General features: G+C 67.2%; 17 protein-coding genes. 7 read left to right on the forward strand and 10 right to left on the reverse strand.

What is annotated here, in order from left to right:
- Positions 1-4 precede the first annotated feature (4 nt).
- The 8 genes from Q9R31_RS19110 to Q9R31_RS19145 all read right to left on the reverse strand — a co-directional run bounded on the left by Q9R31_RS19110 (position 5) and on the right by Q9R31_RS19145 (position 10,746).
- Positions 5-2,566: a rhamnogalacturonan lyase gene (locus tag Q9R31_RS19110; RefSeq protein ID WP_311264288.1), complete on the reverse strand. Its 2,562-nt coding sequence runs from the start codon at positions 2,564-2,566 to the stop codon at positions 5-7.
- Positions 2,567-2,864: 298 nt separating this feature from the next.
- A complete protein-coding gene (locus tag Q9R31_RS19115; protein WP_311264344.1) occupies positions 2,865-4,421 on the reverse strand; it encodes a long-chain fatty acid--CoA ligase in 1,557 nt (518 codons plus the stop codon).
- A gap of 23 nt (positions 4,422-4,444) precedes the next feature.
- Positions 4,445-5,641: an acetyl-CoA C-acyltransferase gene (locus Q9R31_RS19120; RefSeq protein ID WP_311264289.1), complete on the reverse strand. Its 1,197-nt coding sequence runs from the start codon at positions 5,639-5,641 to the stop codon at positions 4,445-4,447.
- Positions 5,642-5,689: 48 nt separating this feature from the next.
- A complete protein-coding gene (locus tag Q9R31_RS19125) occupies positions 5,690-6,946 on the reverse strand; it encodes an acyl-CoA dehydrogenase family protein (protein ID WP_311264290.1) in 1,257 nt (418 codons plus the stop codon).
- Positions 6,947-7,072: 126 nt separating this feature from the next.
- Positions 7,073-7,783 (reverse strand): TetR family transcriptional regulator, encoded by a 711-nt coding sequence (locus Q9R31_RS19130; protein ID WP_311264291.1) that lies wholly within the window; start codon positions 7,781-7,783, stop codon positions 7,073-7,075.
- 92 nt (positions 7,784-7,875) lie between these two features.
- Entirely contained in the window at positions 7,876-8,898 is a 1,023-nt protein-coding gene (locus Q9R31_RS19135) for an NAD-dependent epimerase/dehydratase family protein (protein ID WP_311264292.1), read from the reverse strand.
- Positions 8,892-9,863 carry an aldo/keto reductase gene (locus tag Q9R31_RS19140; RefSeq protein WP_311264293.1) on the reverse strand — a complete coding sequence of 324 codons (972 nt, stop codon included), beginning with the start codon at positions 9,861-9,863 and terminating at the stop codon, positions 8,892-8,894. The genes Q9R31_RS19135 and Q9R31_RS19140 overlap by 7 nt, the downstream gene beginning before the upstream one ends.
- A 49-nt stretch (positions 9,864-9,912) precedes the next feature.
- Entirely contained in the window at positions 9,913-10,746 is an 834-nt protein-coding gene (locus Q9R31_RS19145; protein WP_311264294.1) for an aldo/keto reductase, read from the reverse strand.
- A 210-nt stretch (positions 10,747-10,956) separates the two neighbouring features.
- Between Q9R31_RS19145 and Q9R31_RS19150 the strand changes: the two genes are divergently transcribed.
- Together Q9R31_RS19150 and Q9R31_RS19155 are read left to right on the forward strand one after the other, a co-directional pair.
- Positions 10,957-11,856, forward strand: a complete 900-nt coding sequence (locus tag Q9R31_RS19150) for a helix-turn-helix transcriptional regulator (RefSeq protein WP_311264295.1) — start codon at positions 10,957-10,959, stop codon at positions 11,854-11,856.
- A 141-nt stretch (positions 11,857-11,997) separates the two neighbouring features.
- Positions 11,998-12,204, forward strand: coding sequence for a hypothetical protein (locus tag Q9R31_RS19155; RefSeq protein ID WP_311264296.1), 207 nt, complete (start codon positions 11,998-12,000; stop codon positions 12,202-12,204).
- Positions 12,205-12,296: 92 nt separating this feature from the next.
- Here the strand turns inward: Q9R31_RS19155 and Q9R31_RS19160 are convergent, their stop codons facing one another.
- Entirely contained in the window at positions 12,297-12,509 is a 213-nt protein-coding gene (locus Q9R31_RS19160) for a dodecin (RefSeq protein WP_141158437.1), read from the reverse strand.
- Positions 12,510-12,606: 97 nt separating this feature from the next.
- Positions 12,607-13,311, reverse strand: coding sequence for a FadR/GntR family transcriptional regulator (locus tag Q9R31_RS19165; protein ID WP_311264297.1), 705 nt, complete (start codon positions 13,309-13,311; stop codon positions 12,607-12,609).
- A 173-nt stretch (positions 13,312-13,484) separates the two neighbouring features.
- Between Q9R31_RS19165 and Q9R31_RS19170 the strand changes: the two genes are divergently transcribed.
- The 5 genes from Q9R31_RS19170 to Q9R31_RS19190 all read left to right on the forward strand — a co-directional run bounded on the left by Q9R31_RS19170 (position 13,485) and on the right by Q9R31_RS19190 (position 18,857).
- Positions 13,485-14,969 carry a four-carbon acid sugar kinase family protein gene (locus Q9R31_RS19170; protein WP_311264298.1) on the forward strand — a complete coding sequence of 495 codons (1,485 nt, stop codon included), beginning with the start codon at positions 13,485-13,487 and terminating at the stop codon, positions 14,967-14,969.
- A 41-nt stretch (positions 14,970-15,010) separates the two neighbouring features.
- Positions 15,011-15,910 (forward strand): NAD(P)-dependent oxidoreductase, encoded by a 900-nt coding sequence (locus Q9R31_RS19175; RefSeq protein WP_311264299.1) that lies wholly within the window; start codon positions 15,011-15,013, stop codon positions 15,908-15,910.
- Between the two features lie 169 nt (positions 15,911-16,079).
- The gene (locus Q9R31_RS19180; RefSeq protein WP_311264300.1) at positions 16,080-17,546 is read left to right on the forward strand and encodes a GntP family transporter; all 1,467 of its coding nucleotides are present in this window, start codon (positions 16,080-16,082) and stop codon (positions 17,544-17,546) included.
- The gene (locus tag Q9R31_RS19185; RefSeq protein ID WP_311264301.1) at positions 17,546-18,409 is read left to right on the forward strand and encodes a class II fructose-bisphosphate aldolase; all 864 of its coding nucleotides are present in this window, start codon (positions 17,546-17,548) and stop codon (positions 18,407-18,409) included. Before Q9R31_RS19180 ends, Q9R31_RS19185 begins: the two co-directional genes overlap by 1 nt.
- Positions 18,410-18,452: 43 nt before the next feature.
- On the forward strand, positions 18,453-18,857 hold the full coding sequence (locus tag Q9R31_RS19190; protein WP_311264302.1) for a DUF1304 domain-containing protein: 405 nt from the start codon (positions 18,453-18,455) through the stop codon (positions 18,855-18,857).
- The last annotated feature ends 45 nt before the right edge of the window (positions 18,858-18,902 follow it).

The raw sequence follows: 18,902 nt of genomic DNA on the forward strand, positions 1-18,902 counted from the left end.
GCCCTCACCGGCCTGGATTCGAGAAGGCCCGGAGGATGTTGCCGGCGTTGTAGTCCAGCGCCACCCGGGCCGTACTCGATACCGTATCCGGCCCCTTCTGCTGGGCAAGGAAGTCCACGAACCTCTGCAGGGCCTGGCCAGCCTTGGCCGGGTCGCCGTCCTGGACCGCCTTTGCCGCCTGCTGGACGCTGGCGCCAAGCTGGGCCGCCACCGGACCTGCCACATCGCCGGAGTCCACCAGGTCCGTCAGGATGTCCTGCAATGCCTTGACGCTGCCCGGTAACCAGGCGGCGCGCAGCGGGACATTTCCGAAGGTCATGTCGGAGGCAAAGTAGAAGTCCGTGTAGGCGGGCTGGTTGTAGGCCGTGTTCTGCCGGGCAACTTCGGCGCGGTACTGCGGATCGTGCATCAGCGTGTAGAGCTTGTGGTTGGTGACCTCGGTGCTCAGGTAGATCCGCAGGGCGGAGCTGTCTGCCGTGCGGACCAACATTTCCTCCCGCCAGTCGCCCAGGACGTCGGCCACCAGGCTGGGAGTGCCCTTGGTGCTGTTGTTGGTGCGGGTGCCGTCTGCCGTGAGCAACCGCCCGCGCTTCCAGTCATCGATGGTGGGGGTCTGCTCGCCCGAGCCGTTGATGATCTGCGTCGTCATGTCCGCGGCCCACCTGATGCTCATGTTGGTGCCGGGGGCACTGGTGGAGAGCTTGCGGCCGTCCGCGGACTGCATGCCGATGGCCCAGTTCTCAAGGCCGGGGACGGACGGATCCACGTCGCCGATCATGCCGCGGCCGGTGTCCTTGCCTGAGTAGGCGCCGAACAGCACCTCCCCGGTGGCCGCATCGCGCATGGCGTAGCCGTAGGGCGCGTAGGAGGCACCTTCGTGGACGGTGAAGATCTCCTTGCCGGGGCGCACCGGGTCGATGTCCGCCACGTGCATGGCGTCACCATGTCCCAGCCGCGCCTCTTGTCCGGGCGCGGCGCTGCCGGTCGGCAGGGTGTCGAACGAGGTGTACAGGACAGATCCGTCGTCGTCGAGCGTTGCCGATCCGTAGACGATCTCCTGCTTTCCGTCACCGTCCACATCCGAGGCGCTCAGGGAGTGGAAGCCCTGGGTGGTGAGCTTGCCGTAGGTGGGGTCGGTGCCGTCGCGGCCGTGCGGAGAGTCGTTGAAGGGGTTGGTCATCGGTGTCCAGCCGGAGTCGACGTTCCAGACCGGCGAGAGGTTGGTCCCGTCCCAGGTGTAGGTGGCCAGGGTGGTCCGGGTGTAGTAGCCGCGGGCGAAGACCGCCGCCGGCTTCCTGCCGTCGAGGTAGGCGACGCCGGCCAGGAACCGGTCCACGCGGTTGCCCGGCTCGATCCGGGGCATGGCGTAGTCGCCCCACATGAGGCCGTCGTCGGTCCGGCCCGGCGTGTAGGCCACGGTCTTCAGTTCCTTGCCCGTGGCTCCCTCGAACACCGTCAGGTACTCGGGCCCGGACACAATGAAGCCTTCAAACGCGCGCAGGTTGTTCCGGGCGCTGCGCGACGGGGCGTAGACGTCCATGAAGTAGTTGGTGAGGGCCTCGGCGTCGGCCTGGGACAGCGGGTATTTGTACTGCGGCGCGATGCCGAAGGCCTGCTCAAGGGTGGCCGGCCAGTGGCCCGCCTTGACCTCGGGGTGCTCGGTCCAGCCCTGGAAGGTCTTCACCATGTGCTGGTAATAGTCCGCGGCGCTCATGCGGTAGTCGTCCGCGTTGGAATACCCGGCGTCGAGGTCGGACTGGAGAAGTGAGATGAAGGAGCTCGCGGCCACGCTGCCGTCGGCGTTGAAGCTGGTGCTCTTGGTCCCCGGCGCAGTTTTCATCATCATCTCGGCGCGGCCGTCGCCGTCGAAGTCGTTGACCAGCAGCTGGGTGTAGTGGGCGCCGGAGCGGATGTTGACGCCCAGGTCGATCCGGCTGAGGAGGGCGCCGTCCGCCTTGTAGGTGTCGACATAGGTGTTGCCCGTGTAGCCCACCTGGGAGACATCCTTCGAGTTGTTCGGGTCCCACTTCACGATGAACTCGTACTGTCCGTCGCCGTCCACGTCGCCTACCGAGGTGTCGTTGGCGGAGTAGGTGTAGGCCTGGCCCGCGGGAGTCACGCCGTCCGCCGGCTTCTTGAGCGGGATGTCCTTGAAGTTGGTGCCCCACGGGGTGGCCGCGGCGCTGTTGTCCGCTTCAGCACCCCCGACGACGGCACGCACCTGGTAGGCCGAAGCTCCCGTTCCGCTGCGGTCCAGGAAGTTGGTGCTGTCCGTGACCGTGGCCAGCTTTTGCCCGTCGCGGTATACGTTGAAGTCAGTGCCCGTGAGGCCGGTGGCGGATGAGCCGGTGGCTTCGTTGCCCAGCAGGCGCCAGCTGAGGAAGACGCCCTCCGAAGTGCCTGCGGCCACCAGGCCCCGGTCCAGGTGGTCCAGCTGGATGCCGGGGTTCCCCGGCTTGGGGGAAGGGCCGACGGCGGAGGCCGGGGCGGCGAGGCAACCCACCGTCAGTGCCAGGCCGGCGGCGCCCACGGAAAGAAGGCGTATGGGGGTGAGGCGGGGATTCATCAGTGAATCCTTTCAATTTCAAGACCGGAAAACGCTTCCCCAGCAATCTAGGTCCGGGGGAGGGGTGAAGGCAAGCCTTGTTTTCCTGGCCCTGGCACGGTATTTAGAACGTTGTAGAGGGGCAGGCCGGGCCCGCCCCGTGCGCTTGGCGGGCGTGCCTTCGGTCTCCTGCCGGGTGGCGGCCTGCCTTCGGCCTTTCTGCCGAATGGCGCCGGCCTTGCCCTAAACCTGCCCTGTCCTGACCTGCCCTGTCCCAACCCGCCCTGTCCTGACCTGCCCTGTCCCAACCCGCCCTGTCCTAGGCGGGGTCGCCGGCCAGCTTCCGCTTCAGGATCTTTCCACTGGGTCCCAGCGGGAGTTCGGAAAGGATCCTGACCACCCGCGGGTACTTGTAGGCCGCGAGTTGGTTGCTGGCGAAGTCCACCAACTCGCTTTCGCTGACGGTTGCGCCGGCGTCCAGCACGACTGCGGCGGCGATCTCCTGCCCATGGACATCATCGGGGATGCCGTAGACAGCGGCGCTCACCACGGCCGGGTGGGTCAGCAGGACTTCCTCCACTTCCCGGGGGTAGACGTTGTAGCCGTTGCGGATAATCATGTCCTTCTTGCGGTCCACGATGGTGAGGTAGCCGTCGTCGTCCTTTCTTCCCAGGTCCCCAGTGCGGAACCAGCCGTCCACCACGGCCTCCGCAGTTGCCTCGGGCCGGTTGAGGTAGCCCTTCATAAGCAGGTGGCCGCGGATGACGAGTTCGCCCAGCTCGCCGTTGGGCAGCAGCTCGATGGCCTCCACGGTCTCCGGCCGGGCGATTTCGATGTCCACGCCCCAGATCGGGACCCCAATGGTGCCGGGCCGCGGCGCGGTGCCCACATGGTTGAAGGCGGCCACCGGCGACGTCTCGGTCAGTCCGTAGCCTTCATGGATCTCCACGCCGAAGACGTCGCGGAACTTATCCATGACGGCAAGCGGAAGGGAGGCGCCGCCGGAGATGCCGTACCGGAGCGCCGACGGCCGGTCCGCTACGGTCTTCGCAGCTTCCAGGAGCGCCACATACATGGTGGGCACCCCAAGGAAGATGTTGACGTTGTGCCGCGCCAGCAGCCGCAGCGCGTCCTCGCCGGTGAAGCGCGGCATCAGGACGATGGTGGCTCCGGCACGCAGGCCCGTGTTGAGGACCACCGTCTGGCCAAAGGTGTGGAAGAGCGGCAGCCCGCCGAACAGGACGTCGCCGGGCTTGAAGTCCATCACGCTGGTCAGCAGTACGCTGGTCTGTTCCACCAGGGCGAAGTGCGTGCCCAGTGCGCCCTTCGGTTTACCGGTGGTGCCCGAGGTGTAAAGAATGGTGGCCGTATCCGAGGGGCGGCACGGTTCATACGTCCGGATGGGTTCGGCGGCGGCTGCTTCCGCTTCGAGCCGGGGGAACCCGCCGTCGTCGGGAGCCATCACCGTCAGGACGTCGGTTCCGTTGGCCGCAGCACCCGCCGCCCCCTCCGCGAGCAGGGGAGCGGCGCAGACCAAGAGCCTGGCGCCGCTGTCCTGCAGGACGTATTCGATTTCGCGGGCCTTGAGCAGGGCATGGACGGGGACAACGATGGCGCCGAGCGACAGGATGGCGTAATACACCCGGGCGAAGTCCGGGACGTTGGGGATCAGGACGGCGACGGCATCTCCCGGACCAATGCCGCGGGACCGCAGCGCCCCGGCATAGGCGCGGGTCTGGTCCCAGAGGTCGGCGTAGCTGACCTGGTCCTCACCCACCACGAGGGCGATGCTGTTGGGAGTCCTCTTGGCTGATTCTGCCAGGACGGCTGCTACCGAGATGGTGGCGAAGCCGTCGGCGGAGGTGGTGTTGGTCATGGCCTGCTTCTTCGTTGGGAGGGTCATGCTTTGAGGATGAGGGCGTCGCCCTGGCCGCCGCCCCCGCAGAGGGCCACGACGCCGGTGCCGCCGCCGCGGCGTTTCAGCGCGAGTGCCTGGTGCAGCACCAGCCGGGCGCCGGAGGCGCCCACGGGATGGCCCAGGGCAATGGCGCCGCCGTCGGCATTGACTGCCTCGGTGTCGATGCCCAGGTCGTTGGCGGACTGGATGAGGACGGAGGCGAACGCTTCGTTGATTTCCACGAGGTCCAGGTCCTGGACCGTAAGCCCCTGGTCCTTCAGCGCACGCTCGATGGCACGGGCCGGCTGGGAGTGCAGGGATCCGTCCGGTCCGGCCGTCTGGCCGTGGGCTCCGATCTCGGCGATCCACTCCAGCCCTGCCGCTTCGGCCGCCGCCTTGCTCGCGATGACCAGTGCCGCCGCGCCGTCGGAGAGGGGTGACGCCGAGCCGGCGGTGATGGTGGCGGTCTCGTCCTTGGAGAACGCCGGCCGGAGCTGCGCCAGGGATTCGGCGGTGGTGTCCGGGCGGATGCCCTCGTCGTGCTCGATGGTCACCGCCGGGCCCTTGCGCTGCGGCACCTGGATCGGCGCGATCTCGTCGGCCAGCACCCCGGCAGCCCGGGCCGCTGCGGCGCGTTGGTGCGAGCGGGCCGCCACTGCGTCCTGCTCTTCACGCGCGATCCCGCGCTGGGCGTTCCCGGCGTCCGTGGCCTCTCCCATGAGCTTGCCGCTCACCGGGTCCTGCAGGCCGTCATGGTTCAGGGAGTCGAGCATGGGTGCATCGCCGATGACGACGCCGGCGCGAAGCCCGGGGACCAGGTGCGGTGCGTTGGTCATGGACTCCTGGCCGGCGGCGACAATGAAGTCGGCTTCCCCGGTGCGGATCATCCGGGCGGCGTCGATCACGGCAGTCAGTCCGGACAGGCAGAGCTTGTTGATGGTGATCGTGGGAACGTCCCAACCGATTCCGGCTGCCAGGCTTGCCTGGCGTGCGGGCCCTTGCCCGGCGCCGGCCTGGATGACCTGCCCCACGATCACGGCATCGATTTGTTCCGGGGCCACGCCGGTCCGTTCCAGGGCTGCCCGGATGGCATGGGCGCCGAGTTGGCTGGAGGAGAAGGGCGTGAGGCCGCCGCGGAACCTGCCGAATGGGGTGCGGGCACCGCCCAGGATGACGGGGATGTTGGCGAACTGGTTCAAGAACAGTCCTTTCAGAAATGACGGGCGGTGGAAGTCAGGCTGTAGGGCTCAGGCGAAGGCGGACATGCCGGTGATGCCCCGCCCGATGATGAGCGCCTGCATGGTTTCTGTGCCTTCGTAGGTGTGGATGGCTTCGATGTCGGCCAGGTGCCGGGCCACGCGGTTTTGCAGCAGGATGCCGTTGCCGCCCAGCAGGTCGCGCGCGTTGGAGGCGATGCCCCGGGCGGTCCGGGTGCAGGTGTACTTGGCCAGCGACGCCTGCTCCGGAGTCAGCATCCCGGCTTCATCGAGCCGGGTCATCTGCACCACCATCAGTTGCATGGTGGCAAGTTCGCTGAGCATGCGGGCCAACCGCTCCTGGACGATCTGGGAGGCGGCCAGGGCCCGGCCGAACTGCTTGCGCTGCCTGGCGTACTGGACGGCGGTTTCGTAGCAGGCGGTGGCATGGCCGACGGCGGACCAGGCAACACCCAGCCGGGTCGCCAGCAGGACACGGGCCGTGTCCTTGAAGGTCCGTGCGCCCGGGAGGACGTTCTCTTCCGGGACAAAGACATCCTCCAGCCGGATGTGGGCCTGCCAGATGGCGCGCAGGGCCAGTTTGCCCTCGATCTTCGTTGCGGTGTAGCCGGCGGAGTCCTGTGGAACCAGGTAGCCGTGGACCTGGCCGTCGTCGCCCCGGGCCCAGACGATGCTGACACCCCCAACCGAGCCGTTTCCGATCCATTTCTTTTCGCCGTTGAGCAGGAAACCGCCGTCGGTACGGGTGGCTGTGCTTTCCAGGGCCACCGAGTCGGAACCGTGGGTGGGCTCCGTCAGGGCGAACGCCGCGTACTCGGTGCCGCTTGCGATTGCCGGCAGCCAACGCTCCCGCTGCGCCGCAGACCCGCATTCCGCCACGGAGCGCAGGGCCAGGCCGCCCTGGACCGCGATCATCGTTGCCACAGAGCCGTCACCGCGGCTGATTTCCATGTTCACCAGCCCGGCGGCCATGCTGCTCATGGGCGCGTAGCCGTCCACCGGAACGCCGTCCCGCAGCAGGTCCAGTTCGCCAAGGCGCCGGAGCAGATGCAGCGGGTACTCGCCGCGTTCCCAGAAGCCGTCGATGACGGGGAGGACCTCCTCCTGGACGAAGCGGCGTGCGCGGTCCCAGTACGCCCGGTCCTCATCGTTGATGCCGGCCAGGACGGACGCGGGGTCCGTGCCGAGGGCCTCGGTCAGGAAGTAGTCGGGCTCCACCGTGCCGGCGGGAAAGCCGGAAGGGTTTTCGGCGCGGTGGGGCACTTGGGTGGGCGACGTCGTCGTCATGTATCTGCATCCTCTTCATCAGCGGTGGAACTGGTGGAGCCGTGTGGCTTCCGCCACACCGACTAAGGATGCATTGAAACGCAGTTCCACGTCAAGAAACTGAGTATCACGGGGGTGTGGGACGCGTTAGGGGAGGGCGTCCAGGACGGCCTGGGCGATCGCTTCCCTGCCGGCCTGGCCAGGGAGGACGGTCACGACGACGGTCGGCGCCGGCTGGGCGATGGCAGCGGAACCGAGGAGTGCAGGCCTGAATGTTTCCGACAGGGCCAGGAGTTCGGCTGCAAGGGCTGAAGCCCTTGTGCGGTCCCCAGCCCCGGCGTCTCCCGGCCCCGGCGCCGCACGCAGCCACTCCCGCAGGAAGGCGTTATGCACGGCCACCACGGCTGCGGCGAAGGCGACGGCCTTGTACCCGCTCCGCCCGTCCCGGGGCAGCTGGTCATTCAGGGACTGCAGGAAGGCCCGCTCGTACCGGTGCGACGTGACCAGCTCCCGGTCCCGCAGGGCCGGAACCGCCTGCAACAGTTCGTACCTGGCCCGGGACGTTTCAGGGTTCCGCAGGTGGTGGTCGAACACCAGCAGCGCCGCGTCCACAACGGCGGCCAGGGGCTCCAGCCTCGATTCCGCGAGCCGGTCATTGACCTGGCGCAGGATCCGTTCGTGGTCGGCGAAGACCACGTCCTCCTTTGACCCGAACCGCCGGAAGAACGTGCTGCGGCTCATGCCCGAGGCTTCGGCGAGTTCCTCAACGGATGTTGCATCGAAACCCTGCCCGGCCAGGAGCCGGATGGCGGCGGCCACAGGCTTGTCGACGGGCTGTTCGGAAGGGGGCAACGTCATGCGCCGAAATTAGCACAGCGGGCAGGCACCGCCGGCCCGCCGCTGGATGCGGCGGGCCCGCGGCACCAGGCCCTGGATGCTGCAACCCCGGTTCAGGCGCCCTGCCGCGCCCAGCTTGTGAGCTTGTCCGAGAGCTGCATGTAGGCCTCGTTCACCTGGTGCAGCTCCGGGTGGTTGTCGTACCACGCGACGATTTCCCGGGCGCCGTCCGCGAACGGGATGGTGGCGGTGAAGTCCGGGACGAGGGATTTGATCTTGGTGTTGTCAAAGACCACCGAATGCGACCGGTCGCCCAGGAGGTTGGCGCCCAGTTCCTGGTCGTGGGCGGCGATGGTCTTGGACGCTACGTGCACCAGTTCCGGCTCGCGGACTCCTGCTGCCCGGGCGAAGAGCCGGTAGATCTGGTTCCATGGCAGGTACTCGTCAGAGGTGATGGTGTAGCTCTCTCCAACCGCCTGTGGCCTTCCGAGCAGGCCGACGAACGCCTTGGCGAAGTCCTTGCTGTGCGTCAGCGTCCACAGCGAGGTGCCGTCGCCGTGCACCATGACCGGGAGCCCGCTGCGCATCCGGTGGATGTCCGTCCAGCCGCCCACCATGGCAATCTTGGTGCGGTCGTAGGTGTGCGACGGCCGGATGACCGTCAGGGGGAAGTCCTGCTCCCGGTAGGCCTGGAAGAGCAGTTCCTCGCACGCGATCTTGTCCCGGGAGTACTGCCAGAACGGGTTCTTCAGCGGCGTCGACTCACGGATGGGCAACCTGGTGGGCGGCTTCTGGTATGCCGAGGCGGAGCTGATGAAGACGAACTGGCCGGTCCGCTCCCGGAACAGGTCCATGCTTGTTTGTGCCTGGTCCGGAGTGTAGGAGATGAAGTCCGCGACGGCGTCGAACTCCCTGGTGCCCAGGACCTCCCGGACCGACGCCGCATCCCGGACATCCGCATGGAGCACTTCCGTCCCGTCCGGAACCGGCCGGGTGGACTGGCCCCGGTTCAGGATGGTCAGCCGATGGCCCAGCGCGGCGGCGCGTTCGGCCGCCGCCGCACTGATGACCCCGGTGCCGCCGATGAAGAGGATGCTCCGGGGCGCCACCGTATCGCCGGCGGGTGGGGTTACCACGCGTAGTCTTCCGGTGCCGTGCGGTGTCCCGGGAAGATGTCGTCCAGCCGCTTGAGGGCGTCGCCATCGAGGGAGACGTCCAGGGCGCGGATGGCGGCGTCCAGCTGTTCCTGGGTGCGCGGGCCCACGATCGGGGCGGTCACCGCCGGCTGGTGCAGAAGCCAGGCCAGGGCAACATCGCCGGGTTCGTGACCCAGTTCGTCGGCGAAGTCCTCGTACTGGCGGATCTGGTCCTGGTGCTTCTTCAGCGTTTCAGCCGCCCGTCCTTCAGTGCGCCGCACGCCCTCGCGTTCCTTCTTCAGGACACCGCCCAGCAGCCCGCCCTGCAGCGGCGACCAGGGGATCAGGCCAAGGCCGTACTGCTGGGCCGCGGGGATGACTTCCAGTTCCACCTGGCGCATGAACAGGTTGTAGATGGACTGCTCGCTGACCAGGCCGGTGTAGTTCCGTCGACGGGCCGCTTCCTGCGCCTGCGCAATGTGCCAGCCGGCAAAGTTGCTGCTGCCCGAGTACAGGATCTTCCCCTGCTGCACCGCAACTTCGATGGCCTGCCAGATCTCGTCCCACGGCGTATCACGGTCGATGTGGTGGAACTGGTACACATCGATGTAGTCGGTCTGCAGCCGCTTGAGGCTGGCGTCCAGCGCCCGGCGAATGTTCAGTGCCGAGAGCTTGGACTCGTTGGGCCGGTCCGTCATGGTGCCGTACAGCTTGGTGGCCAGCACCGTGTGTTCGCGGCGCTCGCCGCCCTTGGCGAACCAGCGCCCAATAATTTCCTCGGTCCAGCCGCGGTGGCCGGCACCGCCGTACACGTTGGCTGTATCGAAGAAGTTGATGCCCGCCCCGTGCGCGGAGTCCATGATGCTGTGGGCGTCCGCTTCCTCCGTCTGCGGCCCGAAGTTCATGGTGCCCAGGCAAAGGCGGGAGACTTTCAGGCCGGAACGGCCCAGATGGGTGTACTGCATGGCAGATCCTTTCGGTGGTGAAGCCTTCCGGCGGCTGGGTGTCCGGAAGCTACATCTGGGTGAAGGCGGCGACGGCGGGATCGGACCCGATGCGGGCGCCGGACTCGAGTGCGGTGATGGCGGCCAGTTCGTCCTGGGAAAGCTTCAGGGACGAGGCCGCGAAGTTTTGCCGGATCCTGTCCGGATTGGCCGACTTGGGGATGACGATGTTTCCGTTGGCCAGGTGCCAGGCAAGCACTACCTGGGCGGTGGTGGCGTTGTGGGTGCTGGCGATTGCCGTAACGGCGTTTCCTTTCAGGTCACCGCCCTGCCCCAGCGGGCTGTAGGCCTCCACGGCGATGCCAAGGCTCCGGCACTTCGCCGCAAGGTCCGCCTGCTGGTAGCTGGGGTGCAGCTCGATCTGGTTGACGGCGGGGACGGTTTCGGCCGACTCCAGGAGTGTGTCGAGGTGGTCGGAGAGGAAGTTGGAGACGCCGATGGCGCGGATTTCCTTGTTCTCGTACAGCCGCTCCATCTCCTTCCATGCCTGGACGAAGAGTCCCTGCGAGGGGACCGGCCAGTGAATGAGGTAGAGGTCGATGAAGTCCAGGCCCAATGCCTTACGGCTGTTCTGGAATGCTTCCTGCGCCCGGCCCTGCTCGCCGTTGCGGAGCTTGGTGGTGACGAAGATTTCCTCGCGTGCTATCCCGGTGGCGGCCAATGCCGCCCCCACTCCTGCCTCGTTGCGGTAGGCCGCTGCGGTGTCAATGTGGCGGTAGCCGGCTTCCAGGGCGTCCTCCACCGTGCGTTGGGTATCTTCCGGCGGGACCTGGAAGACGCCGAAGCCAAGCTGCGGGATGGTGACGCCATTGTTCAGGGTCAGGTTCTGTGTCGGCTCTGACATGGTGTGCTCCTTGGAAAGTGTGGGGCTGGGGATCGAGGCCGGCTCACCACGGGCTGGACTGCGCCAGAAAACGGTTTCCACCGGCTCAATCCCGAGCCTATGCACTTTTCGCCTTCAAGTCAGCAGGCAAGGCTGTTCCTGTTTTTCCTAGGACTGCCAGTCCTACCTTCGTTGTAGAGTAAGGCACTCATCGCAGGCAGAATGGTTCCCATGGGTCAAAGCGCCGAGTTTGGAAAATTCCTCAAAGCCATGCGGTCGCGCTTGAGTCCGGAGGTTGCCGGTACGGGTCCCAGTGCGGGGGCCCGGAGGGTTCCGGGGCTGCGGCGGGAGGAAGTGGCGCGGCTTGCCGGCGTCAGCACCGACTATTACGTGCGGCTGGAGCAGGGCCGCAACATCCACCCCTCGCGCACGGTCCTGGATGCGGTGGCCCGGGCACTGCGCCTGGACAGCAGCGAGCACGCCCACATGCTGGACCTGCTCGAGAACTGCGCCGGTGCTCCCCGAGACCCGGGAGCGGCAACTGCCCAAGGGGTCCGGCCCGCGCTGCGCCAACTCCTCGACGCAGTGGGGGAGGTGCCGGCCATGGTGCTGGGCCGGCGCAGCGACGTCCTGGCAGGGAACCGGATGGCCTTCCTGTTGTTCACGGATTTCCCGGCACTGCCGCCGGCGGAGCGGAACCTCACCCGGTGGACCATACTGGACCCCGCAGCCCGGGAGCTGTTCAGGGACTGGAAGACGGTGGCCGCGGAGGCCGCGGGATCCCTTCGGCTGGACGTGGGGCGCCACCCCAACGACCCGCAGGCCAGCCACCTGGTGGGCGAGTTGGCGGTCCACAGTGAACACTTCCGCCAGTGGTGGGCAGGGCACCGGGTGGCCACCCGCTCGGCCGGTACCGTCCGGCTGCACCATCCCGCGGTGGGGGACCTGGAACTGAACTTTGAAAACCTTGTCCTGCCCGAGGATCCCGACCAGACGCTGAGGGTGTATTCCGCACGGCCGGGATCGCCGTCGTCGGACGCCCTTGCCCTGCTGGGCAGCCTCGGTGCGGTACCCGGCGCTGACCTGGAGCGCGACGCCGCAGTGGTCGCCGAAAGCGGCGAAGCGGGCTGACGGGCGCCCTGCTTCTGTTCATTCGTCCAGCGAAGGGCGGTGATTCTGGCCAGCCGCCCATTGGTCCCTGACCAGGGGTTTCCTAGGGTGGGAATACACGTTTTCCCTGCCCAGTCTTTAACACCCAGGATGGTCTCAACGATGAAACGCATCGCCCTGCTGAAGGAGCGCCAGGCGTCAGCCGGCACCGCCTCCACCGCTACCGGTTCGCACTGCCCTGCTTCGGGGCTCTGGAGCCCGGACCTCGATCCGCACACGGTCCTGTCCTTCTTCGAAGGACACATTTTTCCTGCCTTCGACGGCGTCCCAACGGTCTGGCGCCGGCGCAGCCCGGGTACGGCAAACTAGGGCCGATTAAAGGGGAACTGACCCGCAGCCAACGTCGTAAACATCCGGGACGTGGACTGCGGGTCAGTTATTTAACCCGCCAGCTATTTGGTTCAGTGCTCTTCCAGGCGGAAACCGATCTTGATGGTGACCTGCCAGTCCGCGATTTTCCCGTCCTCCAGGTGGCCGCGGACCTCCTTGACTTCGAACCAGTCGAGGTTGCGCAGGGTCTTGGAAGCCTGGGCAATGCCATTGCGGACGGCGTCATCCACGCCCTGGGTGGAGGTGCCGACAATTTCAGAAATGCTGTACGTGTGGTTGGACAACTTCGCTCCTCGTGATCATCATTGCTCCCGGTTGCGGGCCGTCCCTGAAGCCTAGTGGGACTGCGGGAGCGTTGAACAGACCCATTCCACGCGCCGGTTACTTGGCTTCCAGCACCAGCTGCCTGAGGTCGTCGAGGGTTTGCTGCATGTGCGCGTCCATTGCCTCGCGTGACCGGACGGCGTCTCGGGACTCCAGGGCCTCGGCAATGTTCCGGTGGTGGCCGATGGCATGCTTCTGGATTGCCGGAACGGCAGAGGTCTCCGTCCTGCGCTTTTCCAGCACGCGGTGCAGGGGCTCGAACAGGACTGATACGAAGACGTTCCCCGATGCATGCAGGATGACGTCATGGAAAGCCAGGTCCGCCTCAACAAAAGCCGCGACGTCGTTAATGCTGTGCGCGGCCTTCATCGCGGCGACGTAGTTGAAGAGGGCTTCGATGTCCTCCTCCGCGATCCGGCCGGCGGCAAGCTCGCAGGCTCCCGTCTCGAGCATCCGGCGGAGCTCGATGAGCTGGATGGAAGCGTCGGCGTCGTTCTTGCCCTCGGCCGCGGCCCGGATGACGGCTTCCAGCGAGGCCCAGCGGCTCAGGGGATTGACGAACGTTCCCCTGCCGCGCTCCACACTCAGGATGCGCTGGGCCTGCAGCGTCTTCATGGCTTCGCGGACCGTCATGCGGCTGACCTCGTGGCGTGCGCTCAGTTCATGCTCGCCGGGAACGGTGGAGCCTGGCGGAAACTCGCCTTCGATGATGCGGTCAAGCAGCTCGTCGGCCACCACGCCGACAAGTGACTTCCTTGCCATGTTGCCCCCGATCCCTGTGCCCGGCACACGCCTGGCGGATATGTCAGACAAGTGTACTTGCGCGTCCGTATGCCGTGTGCCACACTGACATTCAAATGCAAGATGTCAGACATCTTACAGTTACCTTTACATCAGGATCCGCCCGCCCGGATCCATACACAATGGAGTGCACTGTGACGCTTGAAGCAGACGTTCTGGCCGCCTATCCGGCAGACATGGAGATCCCCGCAGGGCTGGTTGCCGGTGCGCTGGCCGCTTCCAACGCCGAGGTTCCCCGTGTGCTGGTAGTGCTCGACGACGATCCGACCGGCACGCAGTCCGTGGCGGACCTGCCCGTGCTCACTCGCTGGGACGTGGCGGACTTCGCCTGGGCCTTTGGCCAGGGCAAGCCCGCTGTGTACGTCCTGACCAACACCCGCAGCCTGGACCCCGCAGAGGCCGCCGCCCGTAATGAAGAAGTGGTCCGGAACGCCCTGGCCGCAGCAGGATCACCCGACAAGCTCCGCCTGGGCTTCGTCAGCCGCAGCGACTCCACCCTCCGCGGCCACTACCCGCTGGAACCCGACGTCATCGCCGCCACTGTCGCCGCGGTGAGCGGCGAAAAGACCGATGGCGTGGTCCTGGTTCCGGCCTTTCCCGACGCCGGCCGGCTCACCATCGGCGGCGTGCACTACATGCGCGGCACCGGTGACGCCAAGGGCGCCCTGGTCCCCGTCTCCGAGACCGAGTTCGCCAAGGACGCAAGCTTTGGCTTCAGCACCTCCGTCATGGCTGAGTACGTCGCAGAAAAGTCGCAGGGCAGATTCCCCGCCGACTCGGTCATTGTCCTGGACCTGGACATCATCCGGGCAGGCGCTTCCGCGCAGGATCCGGCCATCTCCGCCAAGGCCATTGCCGATGCCATCGAACCGGCCACCGACTCCACGCCCATCGTCGCCGACATCGTCACTGAAAACGACTTCCGCGCCCTGGCCCTGGGCCTGGACGAAGCAGAACGCCGCGGCAAGAAACTCCTGTACCGGGTTGGGCCGCCGTTCGTCCGCGGCCGCATCGGCCAGGAAATCCGCACCGCCCTGAGCGCCGATGAAGCCTATGCGGGCAACACCCCGTCGGAGGCGGGGGGTTTGATCGTGGTGGGTTCGCACGTTGGCCTCACCACCCGGCAGCTCAACGTCCTCACCGCCGAGCACAGCTCAGCGCGGATCATCGAAATCGACGTCGAGAAGCTCCTCGGCAACGAAGCGGACGCCACTGCACACCTGGACCAGGCGGTGGACGCCGTCGTCGCGGCCCTCCGCGCCGGTGACGTCATCGTCCACACCAGCCGCCTGCTCATCAAGACCGACGACCCCGCCGAAAGCCTGCGGATCGCCCGGACCGTGTCCGCCGCCGTCGTGGACGTGGTCAACCGGACCCTGAAGACCTTCCCGCCGCGGTTTGTCATCGCCAAGGGCGGCATCACCTCCTCCGACGTGGCCGCCCACGGCCTGGAAATCCGCCACGCCATTGTCCGCGGCCCCATGTTGCCCGGCATCGTCAGCCTCTGGGAACCCGTGGACGGACCGGCCAAGGGCATCCCGTACATCGTGTTCGCCGGCAACGTGGGCGACGATGACTCCCTCGCCCAGGTCACCCGCAAGCTCAGCGCCAAGTTCTGATCCCCACCCTAATTTCCCGCAAGAATTCAACGGAGAACACCATGACCAGCAACTACACCGTCACCGTCCTGGGCCTTGGTGCCATGGGCCTGCCCATGGCCACCCGCCTTGCCTCCCAGCTGACCGTCCACGGCTTCGACATCGCCGAACCGCGCCTCAAGCTCGCGCAGGAAGCCGGCATCGCCACCTTCACCACGGCACGTGAGGCCGCCAAGGGCGCCGACGCCGTGCTCCTGGCCGTCCGCAACGGCGAACAGCTCAACGACGTCCTGTTCGGCGAGAACGGTGTGGCCTCGGTGCTGGAGTCGGGCGCTGTCGTTATCCTTGGCAGCACGGTCGGTACCGATGCCATTCCCGCCACTGTGGCCAAGCTGGCCGAATACGGCGTGGACCTGGTGGACGCCCCGCTGTCCGGCGGCCCCAAGCGCGCCGGCGAAGGCGACCTGCTGATCGTCGTTGGAGCTTCCCCGGAAGCCCGCGAAAAGGCCGCCCCGGCCCTGGAACTGCTGGCTTCCACCCTGACCGTTGTGGGCGACAAGCCCGGCGACGGCCAGGCCCTGAAGACCGTCAACCAACTCCTTTGCGGCGTCCACATCGCCGCCGCTGCCGAGGCCCTGGCCCTGGCGGACGCGCTGGGACTGGACCAGGCCAAGACGCTCGCCGCCCTGGAAGCCGGCGCGGCCGGTTCCTTCATGCTCTCCAACCGTGGCCCCCGGATCCTTGAGGCCTACGACGAGGAAGGCGCCGAGGTCCTCTCCCGCCTGGACATCTTCGTCAAGGACATGGGCATCGTGGGCAAGGCCACCCGTGCCGCCGGCCTGGCAGCCCCTGTTGCCGCTGCCGCCGAGCAGCTCTACCTCCTGGGCCAGGCCCAGGGCCTGGCCGCCGCCGATGACTCCGCCGTCATCAAGGTCGTTGCGCCCACCAAGCGCACCAAATAAGCCACCCGCCAAGCAGGCCACCCCCAAGCGGTGCGACGACGGCGGTCCCCCCTCCGCCGTCGTCGTACCTCCCAGCGTTGCTGACCCTGTTCCCGCAGCGTTCCATCCCCGCCGTAAGACCTGATGCCCGTCTGCCCCCGGACCGGCATGTCGAAGGAGACACCACCCCGTGAACCACCTTATGAATCCGCTGATACAGCGGGCGGCCGATGCCCCGGCCCTCAAACCCGCCGTTGAGCTGGGCACCCCGGTACTGCTCACCATCGCAGCGGTGGGCATCGCCATCCTGCTGGTGATGATCATCCGCTTCAAGATCCAGGCCTTCGTTGCGCTGCTCACCGTCAGCATCCTGGTGGCCGTGGCTGCCACCATTCCGCTGCAGGACATCTTCACCGTGGTCTCCGGCGGCGTGGGCAGCACCATGGGCAAGGTGGCCATCCTGATTGCGCTCGGCGCCGTGCTGGGCCGGATGATCGAGGTGTCCGGCGGCGTCCAGTCCCTCGCGGACCACTTCACCCGCAAGCTGGGCGCCCGGCGCGTGGCCGTCGCGCTCACCGCCGTCGGCTTCCTGGTGGCCATCCCCGTCTTCTTCGAAGTGGGCGTCATCGTACTGGTGCCCATCGTGTACGCCTTCGCCAAGATCGCCAAGGTCCACCCGATCAAGTTCGGCCTGCCCATGGCCGGCATCATGCTCGCCATCCATGTGGCCGTCCCGCCGCACCCCGGCATCGTTGCCGGCGCCGGCGTGCTCGGCGCCGACATAGGACTCATCGCCCTGATTTCCCTGCTGATCTGTGTTCCGCTGGGCTTCCTGTCCTACTGGGTCGCCTCCATCATGAACCGCAAGGAATATGAGCTGCTGCCCGCCGTCAGGACCCAGGTGGAGGAGTTCGGCTCCGACTCGCTGGTCAAGGTGGGCCATGACGGACCCGGTGCCGCCGCCATCGCTCCTCCCCGGCCGGGCCTGATCATCTTCCTGATTGCCGCACCCATCGTGCAGATCCTCCTCGGTACCGCCGGCACCCTCATCCTCGCCAAGTCCCACCCGCTGTACGGCCTCGCAGCCTTCGTCGGCAACCCCTTCCTGGCCCTGCTCGTGGCCGTGGCGCTGTCCTTCTTCCTGCTTGCCGTCCGCCGCGGCTGGTCCTTCAAGGAAACCGGCGAAATCTTCGAAGGCTCCCTGCCTCCCATCGCCTCCATCCTGATGGTGGTGGCTGCCGGTGGCGTCTTCGGCAACGTCCTCCAGGTTTCCGGCATTGGTTCCGCGCTGTCCAAGACCCTGGACACGCTCGGTGTGCCCCTGCTGCTCCTCGGCTTCATCATCTCGCTGGCGCTGCGCGCTGCCCAGGGCTCGGCCACCGTGGCCATCGTGACCACCACCGGCCTGCTGTCCGCGGCGGTCAGCGGTGGCGGCTACAGCCCGGCGCAGATTGCCGTGATCGTGATCGCCATCGGTTTCGGCGCCCTGGGCCTGTCCCACGTGACGGACGCCGGTTTCTGGGTTGTGGTCCGCTACTACGGCCTCACAGTTTCTGACGGACTGAAGACCTGGACCGTCCTGACCACCGTCCTGGGCCTGGCCGGCTTCGCGCTGACCTTCGTTGCCTGGATCCTGGTGGGAGGCCTCGGCGCCTGATGAAGACCCGACTGGACCACCTGGTCACCTCCGCCCTGCAGCAGGGCTCCGCGGTGCCCGCCTTCACCTGCTACGACTTCACCACCGCGCTGGCCGTGGTGGGCGCCGCCGAGGAATCCGGCCGGGGCGTGATCCTGCTGGTGGCACCCAAGACCGCCGCCACCGCCAACGGCCTGCGGCTCATCGCGGCGCTGCGCGGGCTGGCCGACGCTGCCGCGGTGCCCGTCGCGGTGCAGCTTGACCACGCATCCGACCTGAAGGTCATGGCCGACGCCGTGGCGGCAGGGGCGGATTCCGTCCTCGCCGACGGTTCGTCCCTTCCCTACGAGGAGAACATCGCCCTGGTCCAGGCGGCCCGGGCCCTGCTGGGCGCCGGCGTGGTACTGGAAGCGGAACTGGGCGGCCTGGCAGGCGACGAGGACCGTGCCTTCTCCGCGGACCAGCCGGCCGGCGGGGGCGGCGTGGATGTCGCCGGGCTGACGGACTCGGCCCAGGTTGAGAACTTCGTGTCCCGCACCGGCGCGGAGCTGCTGGCCGTCGCCGTGGGCAATGTCCACGGCAAATACAAGGGCGAGCCGCGGCTGCGCTGGGACGTACTGCAGGACATCGCGGCACGGGTCCACATTCCGCTGGTCCTGCACGGCGCCTCCGGCATCCCGGCCGGCGAGCTCGTCAAAGCCGCGGCCATGAACGTTGGCAAGGTCAACTTCAACACCGAACTGCGGACCGGCGTGCTGGCCACCCTCCAGGACCAGCTTCCCGCCCACCGCGCGGACGGAGAGAACCTGCAGGGCCTGCTGGCCACCTGGAACCAGTCCGCCAAGGGCTTTGCCGCCACCACGCTGGCTACTCTGGCACGGTAACGCCGGCCGGAAACTCCAACGGTAGGGAGGCTAGGATCAAGCAATGACCCTGGCCTCCCTTCTTTTTGCCTTCCTTGCCGGCGCCCTGCACGTCTTCATCTTCACCATGGAGTCGCTTACCTGGACCCGGCCCGCCACCTGGAAGCGCTTTGGGGTTGCCTCCCAGTCCGATGCCGAGACCACCAGGCCCCTGGCCTACAACCAGGGCTTCTACAACCTGTTCCTGGCCATCGGGGCGTTCATCGGCACAGGGCTCGTGGCGTTCGGCGGTGCGGGGTCCACCCAGGCCGTGGCGGGCTGGACCCTCATCTTCAGCTGTTGCGGCTCCATGCTGCTGGCGGCCGCCGTCCTGGCCTTTACCGGACGGAAGTACCTCCGCCCCGCCGTAACGCAGGGCACCATGCCCCTGTTCGCCGTCGTTTTGGGACTGCTGGCCACACTGCAGTAAAAGGATCAGCAACCGGCCCAAGTCCTTAAACCGCGCCCGCGCCGG

Source organism: Pseudarthrobacter sp. BRE9, from assembly GCF_031844305.1.
Classification (GTDB): domain Bacteria; phylum Actinomycetota; class Actinomycetes; order Actinomycetales; family Micrococcaceae; genus Arthrobacter.

Coding starts and splice junctions, on each gene's coding strand:
- Q9R31_RS19110 (WP_311264288.1), bottom strand. CDS start 2,566: ATGAATCCCCGCCTCACCCCCATACGCCTTCTTTCCGTGGGCGCCGCC.
- Q9R31_RS19115 (WP_311264344.1), bottom strand. CDS start 4,421: ATGACCAACACCACCTCCGCCGACGGCTTCGCCACCATCTCGGTAGCA.
- Q9R31_RS19125 (WP_311264290.1), bottom strand. CDS start 6,946: ATGACGACGACGTCGCCCACCCAAGTGCCCCACCGCGCCGAAAACCCT.
- Q9R31_RS19130 (WP_311264291.1), bottom strand. CDS start 7,783: ATGACGTTGCCCCCTTCCGAACAGCCCGTCGACAAGCCTGTGGCCGCC.
- Q9R31_RS19140 (WP_311264293.1), bottom strand. CDS start 9,863: ATGCAGTACACCCATCTGGGCCGTTCCGGCCTGAAAGTCTCCCGCCTT.
- Q9R31_RS19145 (WP_311264294.1), bottom strand. CDS start 10,746: ATGTCAGAGCCGACACAGAACCTGACCCTGAACAATGGCGTCACCATC.
- Q9R31_RS19150 (WP_311264295.1), top strand. CDS start 10,957: ATGGGTCAAAGCGCCGAGTTTGGAAAATTCCTCAAAGCCATGCGGTCG.
- Q9R31_RS19155 (WP_311264296.1), top strand. CDS start 11,998: ATGAAACGCATCGCCCTGCTGAAGGAGCGCCAGGCGTCAGCCGGCACC.
- Q9R31_RS19165 (WP_311264297.1), bottom strand. CDS start 13,311: ATGGCAAGGAAGTCACTTGTCGGCGTGGTGGCCGACGAGCTGCTTGAC.
- Q9R31_RS19175 (WP_311264299.1), top strand. CDS start 15,011: ATGACCAGCAACTACACCGTCACCGTCCTGGGCCTTGGTGCCATGGGC.
- Q9R31_RS19185 (WP_311264301.1), top strand. CDS start 17,546: ATGAAGACCCGACTGGACCACCTGGTCACCTCCGCCCTGCAGCAGGGC.
- Q9R31_RS19190 (WP_311264302.1), top strand. CDS start 18,453: ATGACCCTGGCCTCCCTTCTTTTTGCCTTCCTTGCCGGCGCCCTGCAC.